The sequence below is a fragment of the Fischerella sp. PCC 9605 genome (assembly GCF_000517105.1).
GTDB lineage: Bacteria > Cyanobacteriota > Cyanobacteriia > Cyanobacteriales > Nostocaceae > PCC9605.
Window position 1 is genome coordinate 977,595 of the sequence record NZ_KI912151.1, and the last position, 16,029, is coordinate 993,623.

The 16,029-nt window shown below is 42.4% G+C and carries 14 protein-coding genes and 2 pseudogenes; 10 read left to right on the forward strand and 6 right to left on the reverse strand.

Annotated elements, in window-relative coordinates; all coding sequences use genetic code 11:
• Positions 1-17 precede the first annotated feature (17 nt).
• Positions 18-485: a tetratricopeptide repeat protein gene (locus FIS9605_RS0129320; RefSeq protein WP_026735760.1), complete on the forward strand. Its 468-nt coding sequence runs from the start codon at positions 18-20 to the stop codon at positions 483-485.
• Between the two features lie 304 nt (positions 486-789).
• On the opposite strand, the gene FIS9605_RS0129325 is transcribed toward FIS9605_RS0129320, so the two are convergent.
• Positions 790-1,029, reverse strand: a complete 240-nt coding sequence (locus FIS9605_RS0129325; protein ID WP_026735761.1) for a hypothetical protein — start codon at positions 1,027-1,029, stop codon at positions 790-792.
• Between the two features lie 57 nt (positions 1,030-1,086).
• The gene (locus FIS9605_RS0129330) at positions 1,087-1,299 is read right to left on the reverse strand and encodes a high light inducible protein (RefSeq protein ID WP_026735762.1); all 213 of its coding nucleotides are present in this window, start codon (positions 1,297-1,299) and stop codon (positions 1,087-1,089) included.
• A gap of 144 nt (positions 1,300-1,443) precedes the next feature.
• Between FIS9605_RS0129330 and cobA the strand changes: the two genes are divergently transcribed.
• Together cobA and coaE are read left to right on the forward strand one after the other, a co-directional pair.
• On the forward strand, positions 1,444-3,081 hold the full coding sequence (gene cobA / locus FIS9605_RS0129335) for a uroporphyrinogen-III C-methyltransferase (RefSeq protein ID WP_026735763.1): 1,638 nt from the start codon (positions 1,444-1,446) through the stop codon (positions 3,079-3,081).
• A gap of 72 nt (positions 3,082-3,153) precedes the next feature.
• The gene (gene coaE, locus FIS9605_RS0129340; protein ID WP_026735764.1) at positions 3,154-3,759 is read left to right on the forward strand and encodes a dephospho-CoA kinase; all 606 of its coding nucleotides are present in this window, start codon (positions 3,154-3,156) and stop codon (positions 3,757-3,759) included.
• 83 nt (positions 3,760-3,842) lie between these two features.
• Here the strand turns inward: coaE and FIS9605_RS0129345 are convergent, their stop codons facing one another.
• Positions 3,843-5,237 (reverse strand): TldD/PmbA family protein, encoded by a 1,395-nt coding sequence (locus FIS9605_RS0129345; RefSeq protein ID WP_026735765.1) that lies wholly within the window; start codon positions 5,235-5,237, stop codon positions 3,843-3,845.
• Positions 5,238-5,436: 199 nt separating this feature from the next.
• Between FIS9605_RS0129345 and FIS9605_RS0129350 the strand changes: the two genes are divergently transcribed.
• Together FIS9605_RS0129350 and FIS9605_RS0129355 are read left to right on the forward strand one after the other, a co-directional pair.
• Complete coding sequence (locus FIS9605_RS0129350; protein ID WP_026735766.1) at positions 5,437-7,083, forward strand: DUF2079 domain-containing protein; 1,647 nt, start codon at positions 5,437-5,439, stop codon at positions 7,081-7,083.
• Positions 7,084-7,246: 163 nt separating this feature from the next.
• The gene (locus FIS9605_RS0129355; protein ID WP_026735767.1) at positions 7,247-8,434 is read left to right on the forward strand and encodes a glycosyltransferase family 4 protein; all 1,188 of its coding nucleotides are present in this window, start codon (positions 7,247-7,249) and stop codon (positions 8,432-8,434) included.
• Between the two features lie 126 nt (positions 8,435-8,560).
• On the opposite strand, the pseudogene FIS9605_RS0129360 reads toward FIS9605_RS0129355, so the two are convergent.
• Positions 8,561-9,028 (reverse strand): annotated as a pseudogene (locus tag FIS9605_RS0129360) (SAM-dependent methyltransferase); the annotation flags it as partial.
• A 49-nt stretch (positions 9,029-9,077) separates the two neighbouring features.
• Positions 9,078-9,971, reverse strand: coding sequence for a LysR family transcriptional regulator (locus tag FIS9605_RS0129365; RefSeq protein ID WP_026735769.1), 894 nt, complete (start codon positions 9,969-9,971; stop codon positions 9,078-9,080).
• Positions 9,972-10,259: 288 nt separating this feature from the next.
• Here FIS9605_RS0129365 and apcD point away from each other — a divergent pair, with 288 nt between their 5' ends.
• Both apcD and FIS9605_RS0129375 read left to right on the forward strand, forming a co-directional pair.
• Positions 10,260-10,736 (forward strand): allophycocyanin subunit alpha-B, encoded by a 477-nt coding sequence (apcD, locus tag FIS9605_RS0129370; RefSeq protein ID WP_026735770.1) that lies wholly within the window; start codon positions 10,260-10,262, stop codon positions 10,734-10,736.
• A gap of 91 nt (positions 10,737-10,827) precedes the next feature.
• On the forward strand, positions 10,828-11,313 hold the full coding sequence (locus tag FIS9605_RS0129375) for an allophycocyanin subunit beta (RefSeq protein WP_026735771.1): 486 nt from the start codon (positions 10,828-10,830) through the stop codon (positions 11,311-11,313).
• 656 nt (positions 11,314-11,969) lie between these two features.
• Here the strand turns inward: FIS9605_RS0129375 and FIS9605_RS0129380 are convergent.
• Positions 11,970-12,995, reverse strand: a pseudogene (locus tag FIS9605_RS0129380) (chlorophyll a/b binding light-harvesting protein); the annotation flags it as partial.
• A 328-nt stretch (positions 12,996-13,323) separates the two neighbouring features.
• Between FIS9605_RS0129380 and dapF the strand changes: the two are divergent.
• The 3 genes from dapF (at position 13,324) to FIS9605_RS0129395 (ending at position 16,004) form a co-directional block, all read left to right on the forward strand.
• Positions 13,324-14,172 carry a diaminopimelate epimerase gene (gene dapF / locus FIS9605_RS0129385; protein ID WP_026735773.1) on the forward strand — a complete coding sequence of 283 codons (849 nt, stop codon included), beginning with the start codon at positions 13,324-13,326 and terminating at the stop codon, positions 14,170-14,172.
• Positions 14,173-14,265: 93 nt separating this feature from the next.
• The gene (locus FIS9605_RS0129390) at positions 14,266-15,555 is read left to right on the forward strand and encodes a S41 family peptidase (RefSeq protein WP_026735774.1); all 1,290 of its coding nucleotides are present in this window, start codon (positions 14,266-14,268) and stop codon (positions 15,553-15,555) included.
• Positions 15,556-15,566: 11 nt separating this feature from the next.
• Entirely contained in the window at positions 15,567-16,004 is a 438-nt protein-coding gene (locus tag FIS9605_RS0129395) for an arsenate-mycothiol transferase ArsC (protein ID WP_026735775.1), read from the forward strand.
• Positions 16,005-16,029: the final 25 nt, after the last annotated feature.

Consider the following 16,029-nt stretch of genomic DNA (forward strand, 5'->3'; position numbering starts at 1 on the left):
TATGCACATTTGACTGTATGCTAGAACAATACACTTCTATTTTCGCCACTGTCGCAGTCATATTTAGCATCTTTCTCCTTGGTTATTTTGCTTGGAAAACTTTAATTACTGCCAACTACTTCCAAAAAGGCATAAATCTTTATCAGCAAAAAGATTACCAAGGCGCAGAAGCAGCTTTTCGCCAAGTAATTGCTATCAACTCTACTAATGATGCGGTTCATTTGCTGTTAGGTGATACTTTAATGCAGCAAGGTAAAGTTGAAGAAGCAATTTCCGAATTTCAAGAAGTGATTCGTCGTGCCCCTAAAAAAGTCGATGCTTATTTGCGCTTGGCTCAAGCTTTGATGCAACAACAAAAACCACAGGAAGCAATTACTATCCTGCAACAAGCTAGCGATCTATTCCAAAAACAGCGCCAACCCGAAAAAGCCGAACAAATTCAACGGCTATTGCAACAAATATCTTCAGCGTCAAAAGATTCTTAATTTAGTGGGTGAAGATTGGCTTTACTTGAGGCATATAAAAAAAGTCAAAAACATCCCACTATACTCAAGAATATTAGATTATCAAAAGTGGCTGTTTTTGGTCAAGCGCTAAAATCGAGAAATCTCGTCTTGCAATTGAGAAAATTTCGCGTAAAATCAACACAACTTAACCAAATTGATAATTTTTATGAATCGAAAAAATACTTCAACCTTTAATAAAGATTATTTATAAATGCGAAAAGAAGTCTTGGTTTTGACAACCAGGACTTCTAATAATTTTCTTGGATGTAACACACAACCCTATTTATACGAAGTTCCTGAAGTAGATAGCCCAAATACTTCCAGCGATTCCAACCGCAATTAACAAGTTGGTGAAAAACCAGCCGAATTCTATTTCTTGTCCCAGTGTCTTGTCTTCTTGACCTGCGGTGAAAAATAATGACCAGGCTTGATTGAGATTGATTTTCTCAAAGTTGTTAAACTCTGGTCGAAAAACAACGGGTCCAAGCAAGTCTTTATTGGGGTAGTTAAAATCAGTTTTCATTGCTGTTCCCTCTTTTGTTCTATTGTTGACTGTTAATGATTTGTGGTTGTGAATTGCTTACAGGCTAGTTAGCCATCCAATTAAGCCGTGTCCGGTGAAAACTTCTAAAGCGATCAGTGAAACAAAGCCAATCATTGCTAAACGCCCATTGAGTTTCTCAGCATACTCGGTGAAGCCAGCCCGTGGAGTTTCTTCAACATAAACCTTAGGTTCAATGGCGTAGCTGTTGAGTAGACCGCGTTCGTTAATCGTAAAGCCTCTTCCTGTCATGTCTCCCTCCTGATTGCTATCTGTTGTAAACAAATATAACTTAATGTAACAAAAGATTGCTATAACTTGACATGGTAATATAAGTACAGTAAACCGTACAGAACGGGGTGAAAATGCCGTATTTGCCGCGTTGGGTTGATAAACATGACTAATCAAAAAGGCAAAGTCTACCTCGTGGGTGCAGGATTGGGAGATGTGGCATACCTGACGGTGAGAACTTATAATCTTTTGGCGATCGCTCAAGTGTTGGTTTACGATGCCCTTGTAGATGCCGAGTTGTTGCAGTTAGTATCACCCGACTGCCTAAAGCTGGATGTGGGTAAACGTGGAGGCAAACCCAGCACGCCGCAAGCTGAGATTAACAAGTTACTAGTCAAACATTGTCAGCAGGGGAAACAAGTTGTCAGGCTCAAAGGCGGCGATCCGTTTATTTTTGGTCGCTGTAGTGCCGAAATTGAAGCCTTGAAAGCCGCAGGTTGTGAGTTTGAAGTTGTACCAGGAATATCCTCTGCCTTAGCAGCACCTTTACTAGCAGGCATTCCGCTGACAGATCCAGTTCTGAGTCGCTGCTTTGCCGTATTTACTGCTCACGATCCTGATGCCTTGGATTGGGAAGCGCTATCAGCGTTAGAGACATTAGTAATTTTGATGGGAGGGCAGAATCTGGCTGAGATTATTTATCGGCTGCGGCGATACGGGCGATCGCTTTCTACACCCATTGCGATTATTCGTTGGGCAGGAACCCCACAGCAAAAAATCTGGACAGGCACACTCGAAACCATTCTAGAACAAACATCTGGTGTATCGCTCTCCCCAGTGGCGATCGTAATAGGAGAAGTGGTGGGGTTACGCAGATACTTACAACCTGAGAATATAGACTTAGATAATTCTCCAGAACGCACTACTCCCAAAACACAAGATATGGTTACTAACCTCTCCAACTCTACCTCTGCCATCTCAAGCACGTCCGGTCTCCCCCTCAGCGGTAAAACAATTCTGGTGACACGTTCAGAAGGACAGTCGAGTCAATTTGCAGAACTCTTAAAGTCAGTAGGCGCACATGTCGTCGAAATGCCTGCTCTAGAAATTGGCCCGCCTTCTAGTTGGGAAGCTTTAGATCGTGCGATCGCCCGGTTATCTGAGTTCGACTGGTTAATTCTCACTTCCAGCAACGGTGTAGATTACTTTTTTGAACGGCTGCTGGCACAGGGTAAAGATATTCGTGCTTTAGCAGGAATTAAAATTGCTGTCGTTGGTGAGAAAACAGCCCAAACCCTCAGACAACACTGTTTGCAACCAGACTTCATACCACCTAACTTTGTCGCCGACTCTTTAGTCGCACACTTCCCCGAAGAACTTGCAGGTAAAAAGATTTTATTTCCGAGAGTAGAAAGCGGCGGACGGGAAACTTTGGTTAGAGAATTATCCGCCAAAGGTGCAGAAGTGGTAGAGGTTCCAGCCTATCAATCTTGCTGTCCGAGTAGTACCCCTCCTTCGGCAGAATTAGCTTTGCAGAGTGGAACAGTTGATATTATTACCTTTGCCAGTTCTAAAACCGTACAATTTTTCAATCAGCTGGCAGAAAAGATATTTTCCGATCACTCCGAGGAAAACCAATCTTCTGTAGTTGCAAATTACTTAGAGGGAGTTTGTATTGCTTCTATCGGTCCACAAACTTCTCATACTTGTCGTTCTCTATTCGGACGTGTAGATGTCGAAGCTGAAGAATACACTTTGGAGGGTTTAACCCAAGCATTGATTAAATGGGCAAAGAATAGTTAGTTGTTAGTGGTTAGTAGTTAGTAGTTGGTTTTTACCACTAATCACTATCAACTATCCACTATCCAATCACAAATGACTAAACGAATTATCGGTTTAACTGGTGGTATTGCTACAGGTAAAACGACTGTTGCCAATTACTTGGCAAATGCTTATCATTTGCCAATTTTGGATGCAGATATTTATGCCCGAGATGCCGTCTGTGTAGGTTCACCGATTCTCGATGCGATCGCCAGTCACTACGGGGAACAAATTTTACTAGCAAACGGCGACCTTAATCGCCAAAAGCTTGGTGAAATTATCTTTCACAATCCCGAGGAACGCTTCTGGATAGAGAATTTGATTCATCCTTACGTGCGCGATCGCTTTCAGGGAGAAATTTCTACATCTACCGCAAAAACACTAGTCTTAGTTGTGCCTTTATTATTTGAAGCGGGAATGACTGATTTAGTCACAGAAATTTGGGTTGTGTATTGTTCTGAGCAACAACAATTAGAAAGATTAATGCAGCGAAATAATTTAACTTTAGAGCAAGCACAAGCGAGAATTCACAGCCAAATGTCTATTACAGAAAAAGCAGCGCGTGCTGATGTCATTTTAGATAATTCCTCCACCTTGGAAGCATTACTAAAACAAGTTGATGCAGCATTAACTGAGATGCCATTCAAATCAATACTATAGAAATCATCTTTGTGTCTTAGTGTCTTTGTGTTTCAAGATTCTTTTAACCACCAAGGCACAAAGACACAAAGTATTTTCAAACATCATGCTTCCCCGCCTACAATCACATCTCGTATCCGCAAACTCGGCCCGCCACAACCCACAGGTAAACCATTTTGTCCACCCTTACCGCAACCACCGGACTCATCCCAGTAAAAGTCATCGCCGATCGCTTCAATATCTGCCAGGGTTTGAAACACATTCCCCGAAAGCGTTACATCTTTGACTGGTTCAGCTATTTTCCCGTTTCTAATCATCCACGCTTCCCCAGCGCTAAAGGTGAACATTTCCCCATTTGTCATTCCACCTAACCAATTACGGGCATAAACTCCTTCTTTGATCTCACTAAATAAGTCTGCAACAGGTGTTTTACCCCTCTCGATCCACGTGTTGGTCATGCGTACAATTGGGGCATAGTGATAATTAAGACATCGAGCATTGCCTGTAGCTGCTTCTGCCAACTTGCCTGCTGTTTCCCGAGAATGCAAGCGTCCTACCAAAATTCCATCTTGAATTAGCTGCGTAGTTGTTGCCGGAGTTCCTTCATCGTCGTAAAAATAACTACCACGATGTCTGTTGGGGTCAGCACCATCAAAAATTTGCAAATCTTCAGGCCCGAATCTGCGTCCTATAGTCATTACTTCCATGAGATCCGGGTTTTCATAAGCCATGTCTGCTTCGGAAAGATGTCCAAAGGCTTCGTGGACAAATAAACCAGTAAGAATAGGGTCAATAACGACTGTATAGGTATTACCTTTTACTGATGGCAAAGATAAAGCTGCAACTGCCCTTTGTGCAGCGCTTTTGACTTGTGCGTCTAAATTGATTAAGTCTTCAAAAGCTTGACGCGAACCAGTGGTTTCCCTGCCAGTTTGGACGGTGTCACCGTTTCTGGCAGTAGCAGCAAAGCGCATTTCCATGTCCACCCAAGATTGTTCAATGAAAGTCCCTTCACTAGTAGCAATAATTACTCTTTGACTGCTGTCACCGTAACGCACGGAAGTAGTAGTAATGCGGCGATCTACACTTTTGAGGAGGTCAGAGTAGCGATCGCACAATTCTTTTTTTCTACTCAAGGAAATTTTGCGGGGGTCAGTACCAGTGAGTGGTAGTTGGCACACAGCTTGCACTGGTTTGATGGGAGCAAGTATGGTTTCTTCATCACCAACCATTCGCGCGGCAGAAATTGCTTCTTCGAGGCGATCTTGAATTGTCGTCAGGTGGTTAAAGCTGCTGAACCCCCACCCACCTTTATGACAAGCGCGGATGTGTCCACCAATAGAAATGCCTTCGCTGAGGGTTTCTACCTTGTCGCCACGCAACAAGATATCTGTATCTTCGGCTTCTTCCAAGCGAATCATCAGATAATCTACCCGAGATGAATAGCGAGTAATCAGGTCAGAAAGCAAATTTTGCACATCCGCAAGTAAGGTAGGCATTTTGCAGGCAGGAACAATTACAACTTAACTTTATTCTCTAATAGATTGTGTGAGTTTGAGTGTTGTTTGTTGGTAGTTGTTTGTTGTTTGTTCCAACCAACTACTAACAAACAACAAACAACACTTAACGTTTTACAATTATTTTTTCGATAATTTTTACCCTTGCCTGATCTTGGGTGAGTGAGTGATGTGGTCGAACATGCAAAAAAAGCCGCAAGTAACGTCAAAGTTAAAGTTAGAGGCAGGTAGTGCAACCAGTACAGTGTTGCTATTAGCAGGACTCTTTTTTTTCCTGTGTCTGTTGTTTACCCTGCACCGCTACTATAGTTTTTACGCTTCCTTTGACCAAGGCATTTTTAACCAAGTTTTTTGGAATAACCTGCACGGTCGCTTTTTTCAAAGTTCCCTTTCTTCGAGTCTATCTACAAACGTTGTCCATGCAGGGGAAGTTGCCACAGTTTATTACCATCGTCTTGGTCAACACTTTACTCCAGCTTTGTTACTGTGGCTACCAATCTATGCTTTATTCCCCTCTCCTATTACTTTGACAGTCCTGCAAGTAACACTCATCACAGCGGCGGGTTTAGTTTTGTACGTATTGGCGCGACAATATCTCAAACCACCACTGACAGTAATGATTACCGCTAGCTTTTATGGTGCTAATGCGGTAATAGGCCCGACATTAAGTAACTTTCACGACATCAGCCAGATTCCTTTGTTTGTGTTTACCCTACTGCTGGCAATGGAAAAGCGCTGGTGGTGGTTGTTTTGGCTGATGGCTGTTTTAATTTTGGCTGTGCGAGAAGATGCAGGTGTGGGTCTGTTTGGTGTGGGAGTTTACATGATTTTGAGTAAACGCTTTCCCCGCGCTGGATTTGGTGTCTGTGTCCTCAGTTTTGGCTATATGTTGGCGCTGACTAATCTAATTATGCCGTTGTTTTCTAAAGATATTTCGCAACGGTTCATGTTAGAACGGTTTGGACAATATGCCGATGGTGAGGAAGCTTCGACCCTAGAAATTATTTGGGGGATGATTAGCAATCCTCTGCGCTTGATAGTAGAATTAGTGACGCCAATAGACAGAACAATTAAGTATTTACTTGGTCATTGGTTACCCTTGGCATTTGTACCTGCTGTTGCTCCTGGTTCTTGGATGATCGCCGGTTTTCCGCTTTTAAAATTATTACTGGGTAAGGGAGAATCTGTCCTATCAATTACAATTCGTTACGCCTTAACTGTGGTGCCAGGGTTATTTTACGGGTCAATTCTCTGGTGGTCGCAGCATCAGCAAAAATTTAAACCTTCATTGCGTCGCTTTTGGGTGGTTTGTATTTGCCTGTCCCTGTTTTTTACCTTTACATCCAACCCAAATCGGACTTTTTACTTTCTCATTCCTGATTCAGTAAAACCTTGGATATATGTGTCGCTACCGCAACAATGGCAACATGTGGCTCAGATGCGCCCTTTGCTGGCGCAAATTCCCTCAAATACCAGTGTTTCTGCTACTACCTACCTTGTCCCCCATCTTTCCAGCAGGCGAGAAATTCTTCGCTTGCCTGCCCTAGAATTACGCAATGATGCCAAAGAAGTCATAAAAGTAGATTATGCGATCGCCGACCTTTGGCAATTACAAAAATATCAAGTCGCATTTAAAAGCGATCGCCGCCTATTAAAAGATTTGGTGACACTGATTGACCAGCTAACCAATAATCGCGAATATGGAATTATAGGCTTTCAAGATGGCGTTATTCTATTAAAAAAAGCTGCCAGTTCGGACACACAAGCAACAGCAGCTTGGTTAAAATTCCGTCAACAGTTGCAGCTTTCCAAACAATCGGCAACTTGATGTTGACTATATTGGCTGGCAAAAAGTGTTACTATCATTACTTTTTTCAATTATAAAAAAAATCTAAAAAGTAAGGAAAAAACACTCATTGCCAGAAACAAACTTCTAACTTTAGATATGTTAATAATTTTGGAAATTTGTAAAGGCTAGGGGATTGCATCAAATGAAGATACTAGTACTGAGTTGGGAATATCCGCCCCGTATTGTGGGAGGAATTGCGCGTCATGTGTCGGAGTTGTACCCGGAACTGGCAAAGTTAGGGCATGAGATCCACCTCATTACGCCTGAGTTCGGTCATGCACCTATGTATGAGGTAGTGGAAGGAGTGCGGGTGCATCGCGTTCCCGTAGCTGGTGGTAACGACTTTTTCCACTGGGTAGTGAACATGAACGAAAGCATGGGCAGTCATGGCGGAAAATTGATAGCGGAGGAAGGCCCGTTTGATATTATCCATGCCCATGATTGGGTAGTGGGAGACGCCGCGATCGCCCTCAAGCATACCTTTAAAATCCCTCTGATTGCTACAATCCACGCTACTGAACACGGGCGCTACAACGGTATTTACACTGATACCCAACGTTATATAAGTGGCAAAGAAGAACTACTAGCCTACAACGCTTGGCGAATTATTGTTTGCACTGACTACATGCGCCGGGAAGTAGAACAAGCGCTACACAGTCCTTGGGATAAGATAGACGTTATTTATAACGGTATCCGCCCAGAAAAGAAACGCCATCACGAAGATTTTCACGCCCATGATTTTCGCCGTCAATTCGCTGAGGACGGCGAAAAAATCGTTTACTACGTCGGTCGCATGACCTATGAAAAAGGTGTATCCTTGCTGCTAGCTGCTGCTCCCAAAGTGCTGGGGGAGATGGGAGGCTACGTTAAGTTTGTGATTATTGGTGGTGGCAACACCGACCATCTCAAGAAACAAGCCTGGGATATGGGAATCTGGCATAAATGCTATTTTACTGGCTTTATCACCGACGAATACCTAGATAAATTTCAAACTATCGCCGACTGTGCCGTATTCCCCAGCCTCTACGAACCCTTTGGAATTGTGGCATTAGAAAGTTTCGCTTCTCGCGTTCCCGTAGTAGTATCTGATACGGGTGGTTTTCCAGAAGTAGTGCAACATACCAAGACAGGTATAGTTACTTATGCTAATAATCCCGATTCTCTGGCGTGGGGAATTTTGGAAGTCCTGAAAAACCCCGGCTATCGACAATGGTTGATTGATAACGCTTATGAAGATTTAGAGCGAAGATTTAGCTGGCCTAAATTAGGCAAGCAAACAGAAGAGGTGTATAAGCGCGTGGTGCAAGAGCGATCGCTCATTGTGTGGTAGTAGATTTTATGTAGAGGGACGCAGAGTGATAAATTCCTTTGCGTCTTTTGTTTTGTGTCAAAATATCGCTATTTTTTCCTCGTAATTAAGAGTTATGATGCATCCTGGCAAGAAACGATCACCTAATTAAAATGCTGTTTTTAACAACACGTTTAAATTCAAGCTATTTAGGATACTGGATTTAATTGGACGCTTTTCGTCCCAAAAGATTAAGGATGAGTAGAAGTCTATTGCTGCTTGAGAATTTAAAAGCTCAAATGTTTTGCATGCAACATCCTCATTATCAAAACTAAGAAAGTAAACGGTATCGTCAAAAATAACAGGCTTATTAGCAATATTCTCTACAAATCTGAAGCCTAATTTCTTGTAAAGCCCACAAATTGCAACTTTCCAAGGAGCAAAAGTGTATGAGCCAACTCCAAAAATTGAGAAACGGGGATTATTCTGATAGATTTTACTTTTTCTATTATCCAAGAATTTCGCATGAGCCTCCAGATAACTCCAGGTTTTTGGAGCCAACTCTTTTATAGATTCAGTTGATTCACCAACGAATCTTTGAGTCACCAGAACAAATCGATTTGTAGTCTTTGTTCGCACCGGGATTTAATTTTTGCTAGATGCCATTCCCTAGTTAACTCTTGTCTCATTCTTCCCAACTAATAGCAACTTGCCTCACTACCTCCAAAAAGCGTTGCACAGTTGCAGACGTATTATCGCGTAGCCAAATCATAGCCAGCGTCACCTTTGGTGTTAGTTCTTGCATAGGTTTATAAACTACACCAGTCCTTTGTAAATGTTGCAGAGACTCCGGTACGATCGCCACTCCCATTTCTGCTGCAACAAGACTGACAATTGTCTGCATCTGAATTGCCTCTTGGGCAACACTTGGACTAAAATTCGCTTGCTGACAAAAACTGATGATTGAGTCGTAAAGTCCAGGGGCTAAAGGACGAGGAAACAAAATGAAAAGTTCATTCTTTAGCGAAGACAGCGACACACTTGATTGATTCGCTAGTGGATGAACTTCAGGTAAAGCTACCACCAATGATTCATTAAAAATTATCTCCCAGCAAAAAGTGTCTTCCTCTACTGGCGGACGGAGAAACCCCACATCAATTCGCCCATCTCGCAGCCATTGTAATTGCTGATCTGTAGTCAATTCGTGCAATTCCAAATTCACATCTGGTATGCAAGTGCGGAATGTCTGCAAGATCGTTGGCAAAACATTGTACGCCGCAGAACTGACAAAGCCAATTACAACTTGTCCTCTCAATCCCCGACTGGCTTGTCGTCCTAATTGAACTGCTTGTTCCAATTGTCTGAGAATTTGTTGAACTTCGCCTAGAAATATTTGCCCAGCCTCTGTTAATTGCACAGTCCTTTTCGTGCGATGAAACAGTTGAAAGCCCAACTCCGTTTCTAACTGCTGGATTTGTTGACTGAGGGGAGGCTGGGCAATATGCAAGCGTTCCGCCGCCCGTCCAAAGTGCAACTCTTCAGCCAACGTCACAAAGTATCGTAGGTGTCGCAGTTCCATTATGTTAGTTTATTTATACTCAATAAATATTAATTACTGGATAAAAACATATCGAAAATTTACAGAAACTGTCAGGTTGAACAACTACTCAATGTCATTTTTCCAACACTGTATAGTTTATGTGTAAACAATAAATTTTAGTCTATATATCAGCAAGGAATTCCTTATTTATTAAGTTTTTATTTTTATTATTAAATTGTGAAAAATATCAATGACTTTTAAAACATAAAAGTTAGAAAATTACTTTGTACATCGCAAATTGAGTCCTATCATTAAGGAGGACGATAAATGAGCATTGTAGCGCAAGTAATAGCTCAATCTGATGATGCCGCTCGCTTTCTGAGTCGCACTGAGCTAGATAAATTAGATAACTTTTTCAAATCAGGCTCACAAAGACTGAGAATAGCTCAGGTTTTGGCACAAAATGAGCAAAAGATTGTGGAAGAAGGCAGCCAAAGATTTTGGAAGATTGTACCTAATACGCCTAGTAATAGTGGCAATCCTCAAAAGACAGCACTGTGCCAAAGAGACCAAAGCTGGTATCTGCGTCTGATTTCCTATGCAGTTTTAGCTGGTAATACAAAACCCTTGGAAGATATTGGCGTAGATGGGATGCGAGAAATGTACACCTCCTTGGGCGTTCCAGTTAAGAACATAGGCACTTGTATGCGCTGTCTCAAAGAAGTAGCTTCAGGCATGATGAGTGGAGAAGAGGCTGCTATTGTTGGGCCTTATTTCGACTACTTGATTCGGGCGATGTACTAGTTTGGTTGCTTCCACCCTACTAGTGAAGTAATTCTTAATAATTGACCGTTTTTGACTGCAAGCTTAATACCTTTTAGTTTGAGAAAAAACGATGCAAGACACGATTACCTCTATCATTAACCCTGCCGACCTGCGAGGCAAATACCTAGAGCCTGCGGAGCTAGAAAAGTTGGGACAATATTTCCAATCAGGTGGGTTGCGCGTTAAGGCTGCTGCGACTATTAGTGAAAATGCTGCTAACATTGTTAGCCAAGCAGTAGCTAATTCCTTGCTTTACGGCGATATCACTTGTCCTGGTGGCAACATGTACCCCACCCGTCGTTATGCAGCATGTCTGCGTGACTTAACCTTGTTCCTGCGTTATGCCACCTATGCCATGCTGGCTGACGATCCTTCAGTGCTCGACGAGCGAGTGCTTGATGGTCTAAAAGACACCTACAATTCTCTAGGTGTTCCCATCGATCGCACCGTACAAGCAGTTCAAGCAATGAAGGAAGTAACTGCTCGCCTAGTTGGCACTCAAGCTGGTGAAGAGGTAGGAAAGTATTTAGACCACATCTGTAATGGCTTGAATTAAAGATAGTTGCCTTTCTAAGGTTTAAGAAGTCAAGAGTTAGCTATTACTCATTTAACTTGCATAGCGATTAGATATGCAAGTCGGATGTTTAATAACTGTACTCTTGACTTCTTGCGTGAATTTATACTATTAAACAAAAAATCAGCTTTGCGATCGCAAGTTCAAAATCTCCAATGATAAATTGATAGGAATACAAAAAATACTTCATGTAGACAAGTATCTGCATGAAGTATTTTCTCAATAATTCTCTACAATTTCCTTAACCAGCAGAATTTTCCCTACTGGTATTGCCTTGATTTCTTAACCCCATACAAGGTTTTTTGAGTAGGTTTTTGGTAAGCAACCTCGTAAAGGTTTTTCTGCATCGGCTGTGGGTATCCAAGCTGTGATTTATCCTCAACAGTTGGAACCTCATAGAAGGGATTCTGCCCATTATTTGGGTAGCTAAATTCATAGAGAACCTTTCGGTTTGCTTTTAAGTCAGCTTTTGCTGAGTTTCCTGCACCCACAGAAGACTGATAGATTGTGTTGTTGGAGGGTTGTTGGTATGCGAAAGCTGGCTTTTGTCCAATCCTCGGCAGTTCGTAGAGCGTACCCCACTCTGGCTGTGGCTCGTAACTGAAGTTTTTCTGGTATGGCAAATTTGGATTGGGAAAGGCTTCTGAAAAAGCATTTTTCCAAGATTCTAAGACTGGCTCAAAATAGCCAGAACCTAGGCAAAAGTGCCAAATAGACCCTTGGAGGAAAAAGAACGCTAGGTAAAAATGGGCATTTGCCAACCAGACACGAGACGTAGGTTCAGACTGCGTTGGATCGAAGTAGTAGGGTAATAGAGATGACTTGAGTAGTAATGGTGGCCCGTAGAATTCAACAGGATAAGCCAAGGTATTGAATCCGCAAAAGTAAGTAGCGGCAAATCCTGCTAGGGCAATACCAAATAGAGACAAAGAAAGAATGCCGTTACCACCAGTGGAAATGGTAAACTCTTTGGCCCAGCCAAACGGCTCACGTAAAATATGCCAGATTCCTCCGAGAATCAGGAGTACACCCACGTAGATATGACCACCAACCACATCTTCTAAGTTGTTAACCTCAAATAAATGAGTTATGCGGTCAACAATAGTCAGAGGGTCAAGGGTAGGATCGCTAACTAAACGAACTTCATGAATTGTGGCATCGTAAAGACCACCAAAGTACATGGCTTTTGCCACTAAAAGCAATGCACCTAGACCTAAAAAGATGAGGTGATTCCCTAAGATGAAACCTAACTTCTTCGGATCATCCCAGCTAAAGTGAAATTGACGAACTGCACGTCTTGGATCGTCTTCCAGGTTTGGAGCAATTCTAAAGTGATGAAACAGTGCACCTCCTGCTAACACTAACGATGAGATGAGGTGTACCATGCCAATGACGAAATAGGGATAGGTATTTATCACCTGACCACCTGAGCCGACACCCAAACCTAAAGTAGCTAGGTGAGGTAGTAGGATCAGTCCCTGCTCGTACATAGGGCGATCGCTCGAATAGCGAGCAAGTTCAAATAGCGTAAATGCCCCAGCCCAAAAAACTATCAGCGCAGCATGAGCAATATGAGCAGTAAGAAATGTACCCGATAGGTTCGTAAGGCGTGCATTACCAGCCCACCAGGGATATTTGACCTTGTTCTTACGGTCGGATTGCATGGTTATGTTATGCCCTCACTTTCAAATGTGGTGTTGAAAGCCGAGAAATTTTGTTACAGTTTTTAGCAAAAATGGAAATCTTATTGTCTATTGAGTGTAATTATTTAGGAACGAGCTAACTGTTTGCAATCAATAGAATTAGTTTGTAATATTTATACATTTTTTGTAATTTAAACTTGTAGGTGAAAATCATCTCTAGATGTCTCCTATATAATTAAGCGTCATTCACGTAGCACGCAACAAATGAAAGTAATCCAGCGATATTAAATCATTGCTGATTACCGTAGAATTAGCCATCAAAATATAGATAAGGTGGATGTTAGAAGTGGTGAAGTTTTATAAATATCATGCTCTCGGTAACGACTATCTAGTGATCAATCCCAAAGATTTACCATTTCCGCTTACACCTGAAAAAATTAAAGTTATTTGCCATCGTCATTTTGGTATTGGTTCCGATGGTATTTTGTTAGGATCGCTACCTTCTCCAACTGGAAAGTTTGCACTCCGCATCTTCAATCCTGACGGTAGCGAAGCAGAAAAAAGTGGTAATGGTCTGCGTATTTTTTCCCGCTACCTATGGGATCTGGGATTGGTGGGTGAAGAACCTTTCACAATTCAAACCGTTGGCGGAATGGTGCATTCTGCTGTCAAAGATGGTGGGAAAACGGTTGAGGTTGAGATGGGGAAAGTTAGCTTTTGGAGTGATGAGATTCCAGTTGCAGGCGATCGCAGAGAAGTGATAGAAGAATCTATTTATATCGGTGACAAAACATTTTCCTTCTGTGCTGCCACGATTGGCAACCCACACTGCATTCTTCCTTTACCGGAAGTTACGCCTGCGATCGCTAAACAGTACGGGCCAGGGATCGAGATTCATCCTCTGTTTCCAAACCGAACCAATGTTCAGTTTATGAAAGTCCTGAATCGAAATCAAATTCAAATTGAGATTTGGGAACGCGGTGCTGGCTACACCTTGGCTTCCGGTAGTAGCAGTAGTGCGGCTGCGGCAGTTGCCCATAAACTAGGTTTGTGTGATTCTGCGATCGCTGTGCAAATGCCTGGCGGTTCAATTTATATCCAAATTAATCAAGATTTTACGATTTTAATGACAGGTTCCGTCACGAAAGTAAGTGAAGGAAAACTATCAGAAGAATTGTTTGAATCTGCGGCTGTTTGAATTTGCCTAGCAAGTTGGGAACTAAAAGCAAAGGATTTTCATCAGCAATTTCTTGTGACAAGCCGCTGCGCCTCGACGCAAAAGGAGACGACAATGAGAAAACCTAAACTGTCTCAGTTACTTAGGTTCGCTGCGGTAATGCTGATGAGTTGCTCAGTTTTGCTCCTGATTTGGTTGACAACTCCCCTACCTAAGATACTGGCTAAACCCGAGACTAAAATATTTGAACAAGTTTGGCAAACTGTAAATGAGAATTTTTACGACCCCAAGTTCAACGGGGTGGATTGGAAAGTAATGCGCGAAAAGTATCAATCCCAAGCAACGCAAAGCAAATCAACTGAAGAATTTGCGATCGCCATTAACCAAATGCTGGCTGAATTGAAAACTTCTCACACCCGCTTTTACACCCAAGATGACCCAGCTTACTACCAGATTTTGGGCATTTTTGTACCCAGGAGCAGGGAGTTACAAAAGGAAATCACAAAGTTTTTTCCCAAAGGCAAAATAGAATACACTGGCATCGGTGCATTCACTAAAACCATCAACGGCAAGACCTTTGTCAGTTCGATTCTTGACAAAAGTCCGGCTGCGGAAACTGGTCTACAAATGGGCGACCAAATACTCAGTGTAGATGGTCGCCCGTATCAGCCTGTACAATCTTTTGCAGGCAAAGCACGTGAGAAAGTCAAACTACTGATTCAGCGTTCATCTGAACCTAATAGTCAAAAAGAAATTGCGATCGCCCCCAAAAACTTCGACGCCAAAACCATGTTTATAGAGGCTCAAAAAGCCAGCGTCCAGAACATACAACGGGAAGGTAAAAAAATTGGCTACATTCATATCTGGTCACACGCAGCCAACGAAGACGAACAGCAGCTTCAGGAAGAAATGATTTATGGACGCCTCAAAGATGCAGATGGATTAGTTTTGGACTTCCGAGATGGTTGGGGAGGGGGAGATGTTGATTCTCTCAATCTCTTCACTGCTGAAGCAGGGCCAAGTGTTACCAGTGTTTCTCGCAATGGTAAAAAATATACGTATATGGCTCAATGGAAAAAGCCAGTGGCGATGCTGATCAATGAGGGCAGCAGAAGCAGCAAAGAAATTTATGCTTATGGTTTCCAGCAACACAAAATCGGCCCCGTAATTGGTTCCAAGACAGCGGGGGCTGTGGTTGCCGGTCGTCCTTTTTTTATGCAAGATGGTAGCTTGCTCTATGTGGCAGTTGCAGATGTATTTGTGAATGGAAACCAAAGATTGGAAGGTAAAGGCGTTACACCAGATATCAGCATTTCCTTGCCATTAGAATATGCTCAAGGTGCAGATCCGCAAAAAGAAAGAGCAATAGAAATTGTGCTAGCAGCAGTCAAGCAAAGCAGCTAAGTAAACTCACAATGAAAAAAATCTTATTCTTGTGTACGGGCAACTATTATCGCAGTCGTTTCGCCGAACACCTGTTTAACTGGATAGCTGCGAAGCAGGGGTTAGAATGGCAGGTTGTTTCCCGCGGTCTGGCCCTGGAGAGGGGTATAGATAATATAGGGGCAATTTCTCAGTATGCAATAGAAGCTTTGAAACAGCGGGGAGTGACATTACTAGAGAACGAACGTTTTCCCCAACAGGTTCTAGAGGAAGATTTCCACGCAGTAGATATGGTAATTGCATTAGATGAGTTAGAACATCGACCTTTGGTTCTAGAACGTTTTCCTAAATGGCTAGATAGGGTGGAATACTGGCTAATTCACGACATTGATAAAACCTCTGCATCAGAAGCACTAGGAAAATTAGAGAAACATCTGCTGCAACTGATTGAAAAATTGACACAAAGTTAAGCAGTAGTCACAGAAACAGAATTTT

Coding starts and splice junctions, on each gene's coding strand:
- FIS9605_RS0129320 (WP_026735760.1), top strand. CDS start 18: ATGCTAGAACAATACACTTCTATTTTCGCCACTGTCGCAGTCATATTT.
- FIS9605_RS0129325 (WP_026735761.1), bottom strand. CDS start 1,029: ATGAAAACTGATTTTAACTACCCCAATAAAGACTTGCTTGGACCCGTT.
- FIS9605_RS0129330 (WP_026735762.1), bottom strand. CDS start 1,299: ATGACAGGAAGAGGCTTTACGATTAACGAACGCGGTCTACTCAACAGC.
- cobA (WP_026735763.1), top strand. CDS start 1,444: ATGACTAATCAAAAAGGCAAAGTCTACCTCGTGGGTGCAGGATTGGGA.
- coaE (WP_026735764.1), top strand. CDS start 3,154: ATGACTAAACGAATTATCGGTTTAACTGGTGGTATTGCTACAGGTAAA.
- FIS9605_RS0129345 (WP_026735765.1), bottom strand. CDS start 5,237: ATGCCTACCTTACTTGCGGATGTGCAAAATTTGCTTTCTGACCTGATT.
- FIS9605_RS0129350 (WP_026735766.1), top strand. CDS start 5,437: ATGCAAAAAAAGCCGCAAGTAACGTCAAAGTTAAAGTTAGAGGCAGGT.
- FIS9605_RS0129355 (WP_026735767.1), top strand. CDS start 7,247: ATGAAGATACTAGTACTGAGTTGGGAATATCCGCCCCGTATTGTGGGA.
- FIS9605_RS0129365 (WP_026735769.1), bottom strand. CDS start 9,971: ATGGAACTGCGACACCTACGATACTTTGTGACGTTGGCTGAAGAGTTG.
- apcD (WP_026735770.1), top strand. CDS start 10,260: ATGAGCATTGTAGCGCAAGTAATAGCTCAATCTGATGATGCCGCTCGC.
- FIS9605_RS0129375 (WP_026735771.1), top strand. CDS start 10,828: ATGCAAGACACGATTACCTCTATCATTAACCCTGCCGACCTGCGAGGC.
- FIS9605_RS0129390 (WP_026735774.1), top strand. CDS start 14,266: ATGAGAAAACCTAAACTGTCTCAGTTACTTAGGTTCGCTGCGGTAATG.
- FIS9605_RS0129395 (WP_026735775.1), top strand. CDS start 15,567: ATGAAAAAAATCTTATTCTTGTGTACGGGCAACTATTATCGCAGTCGT.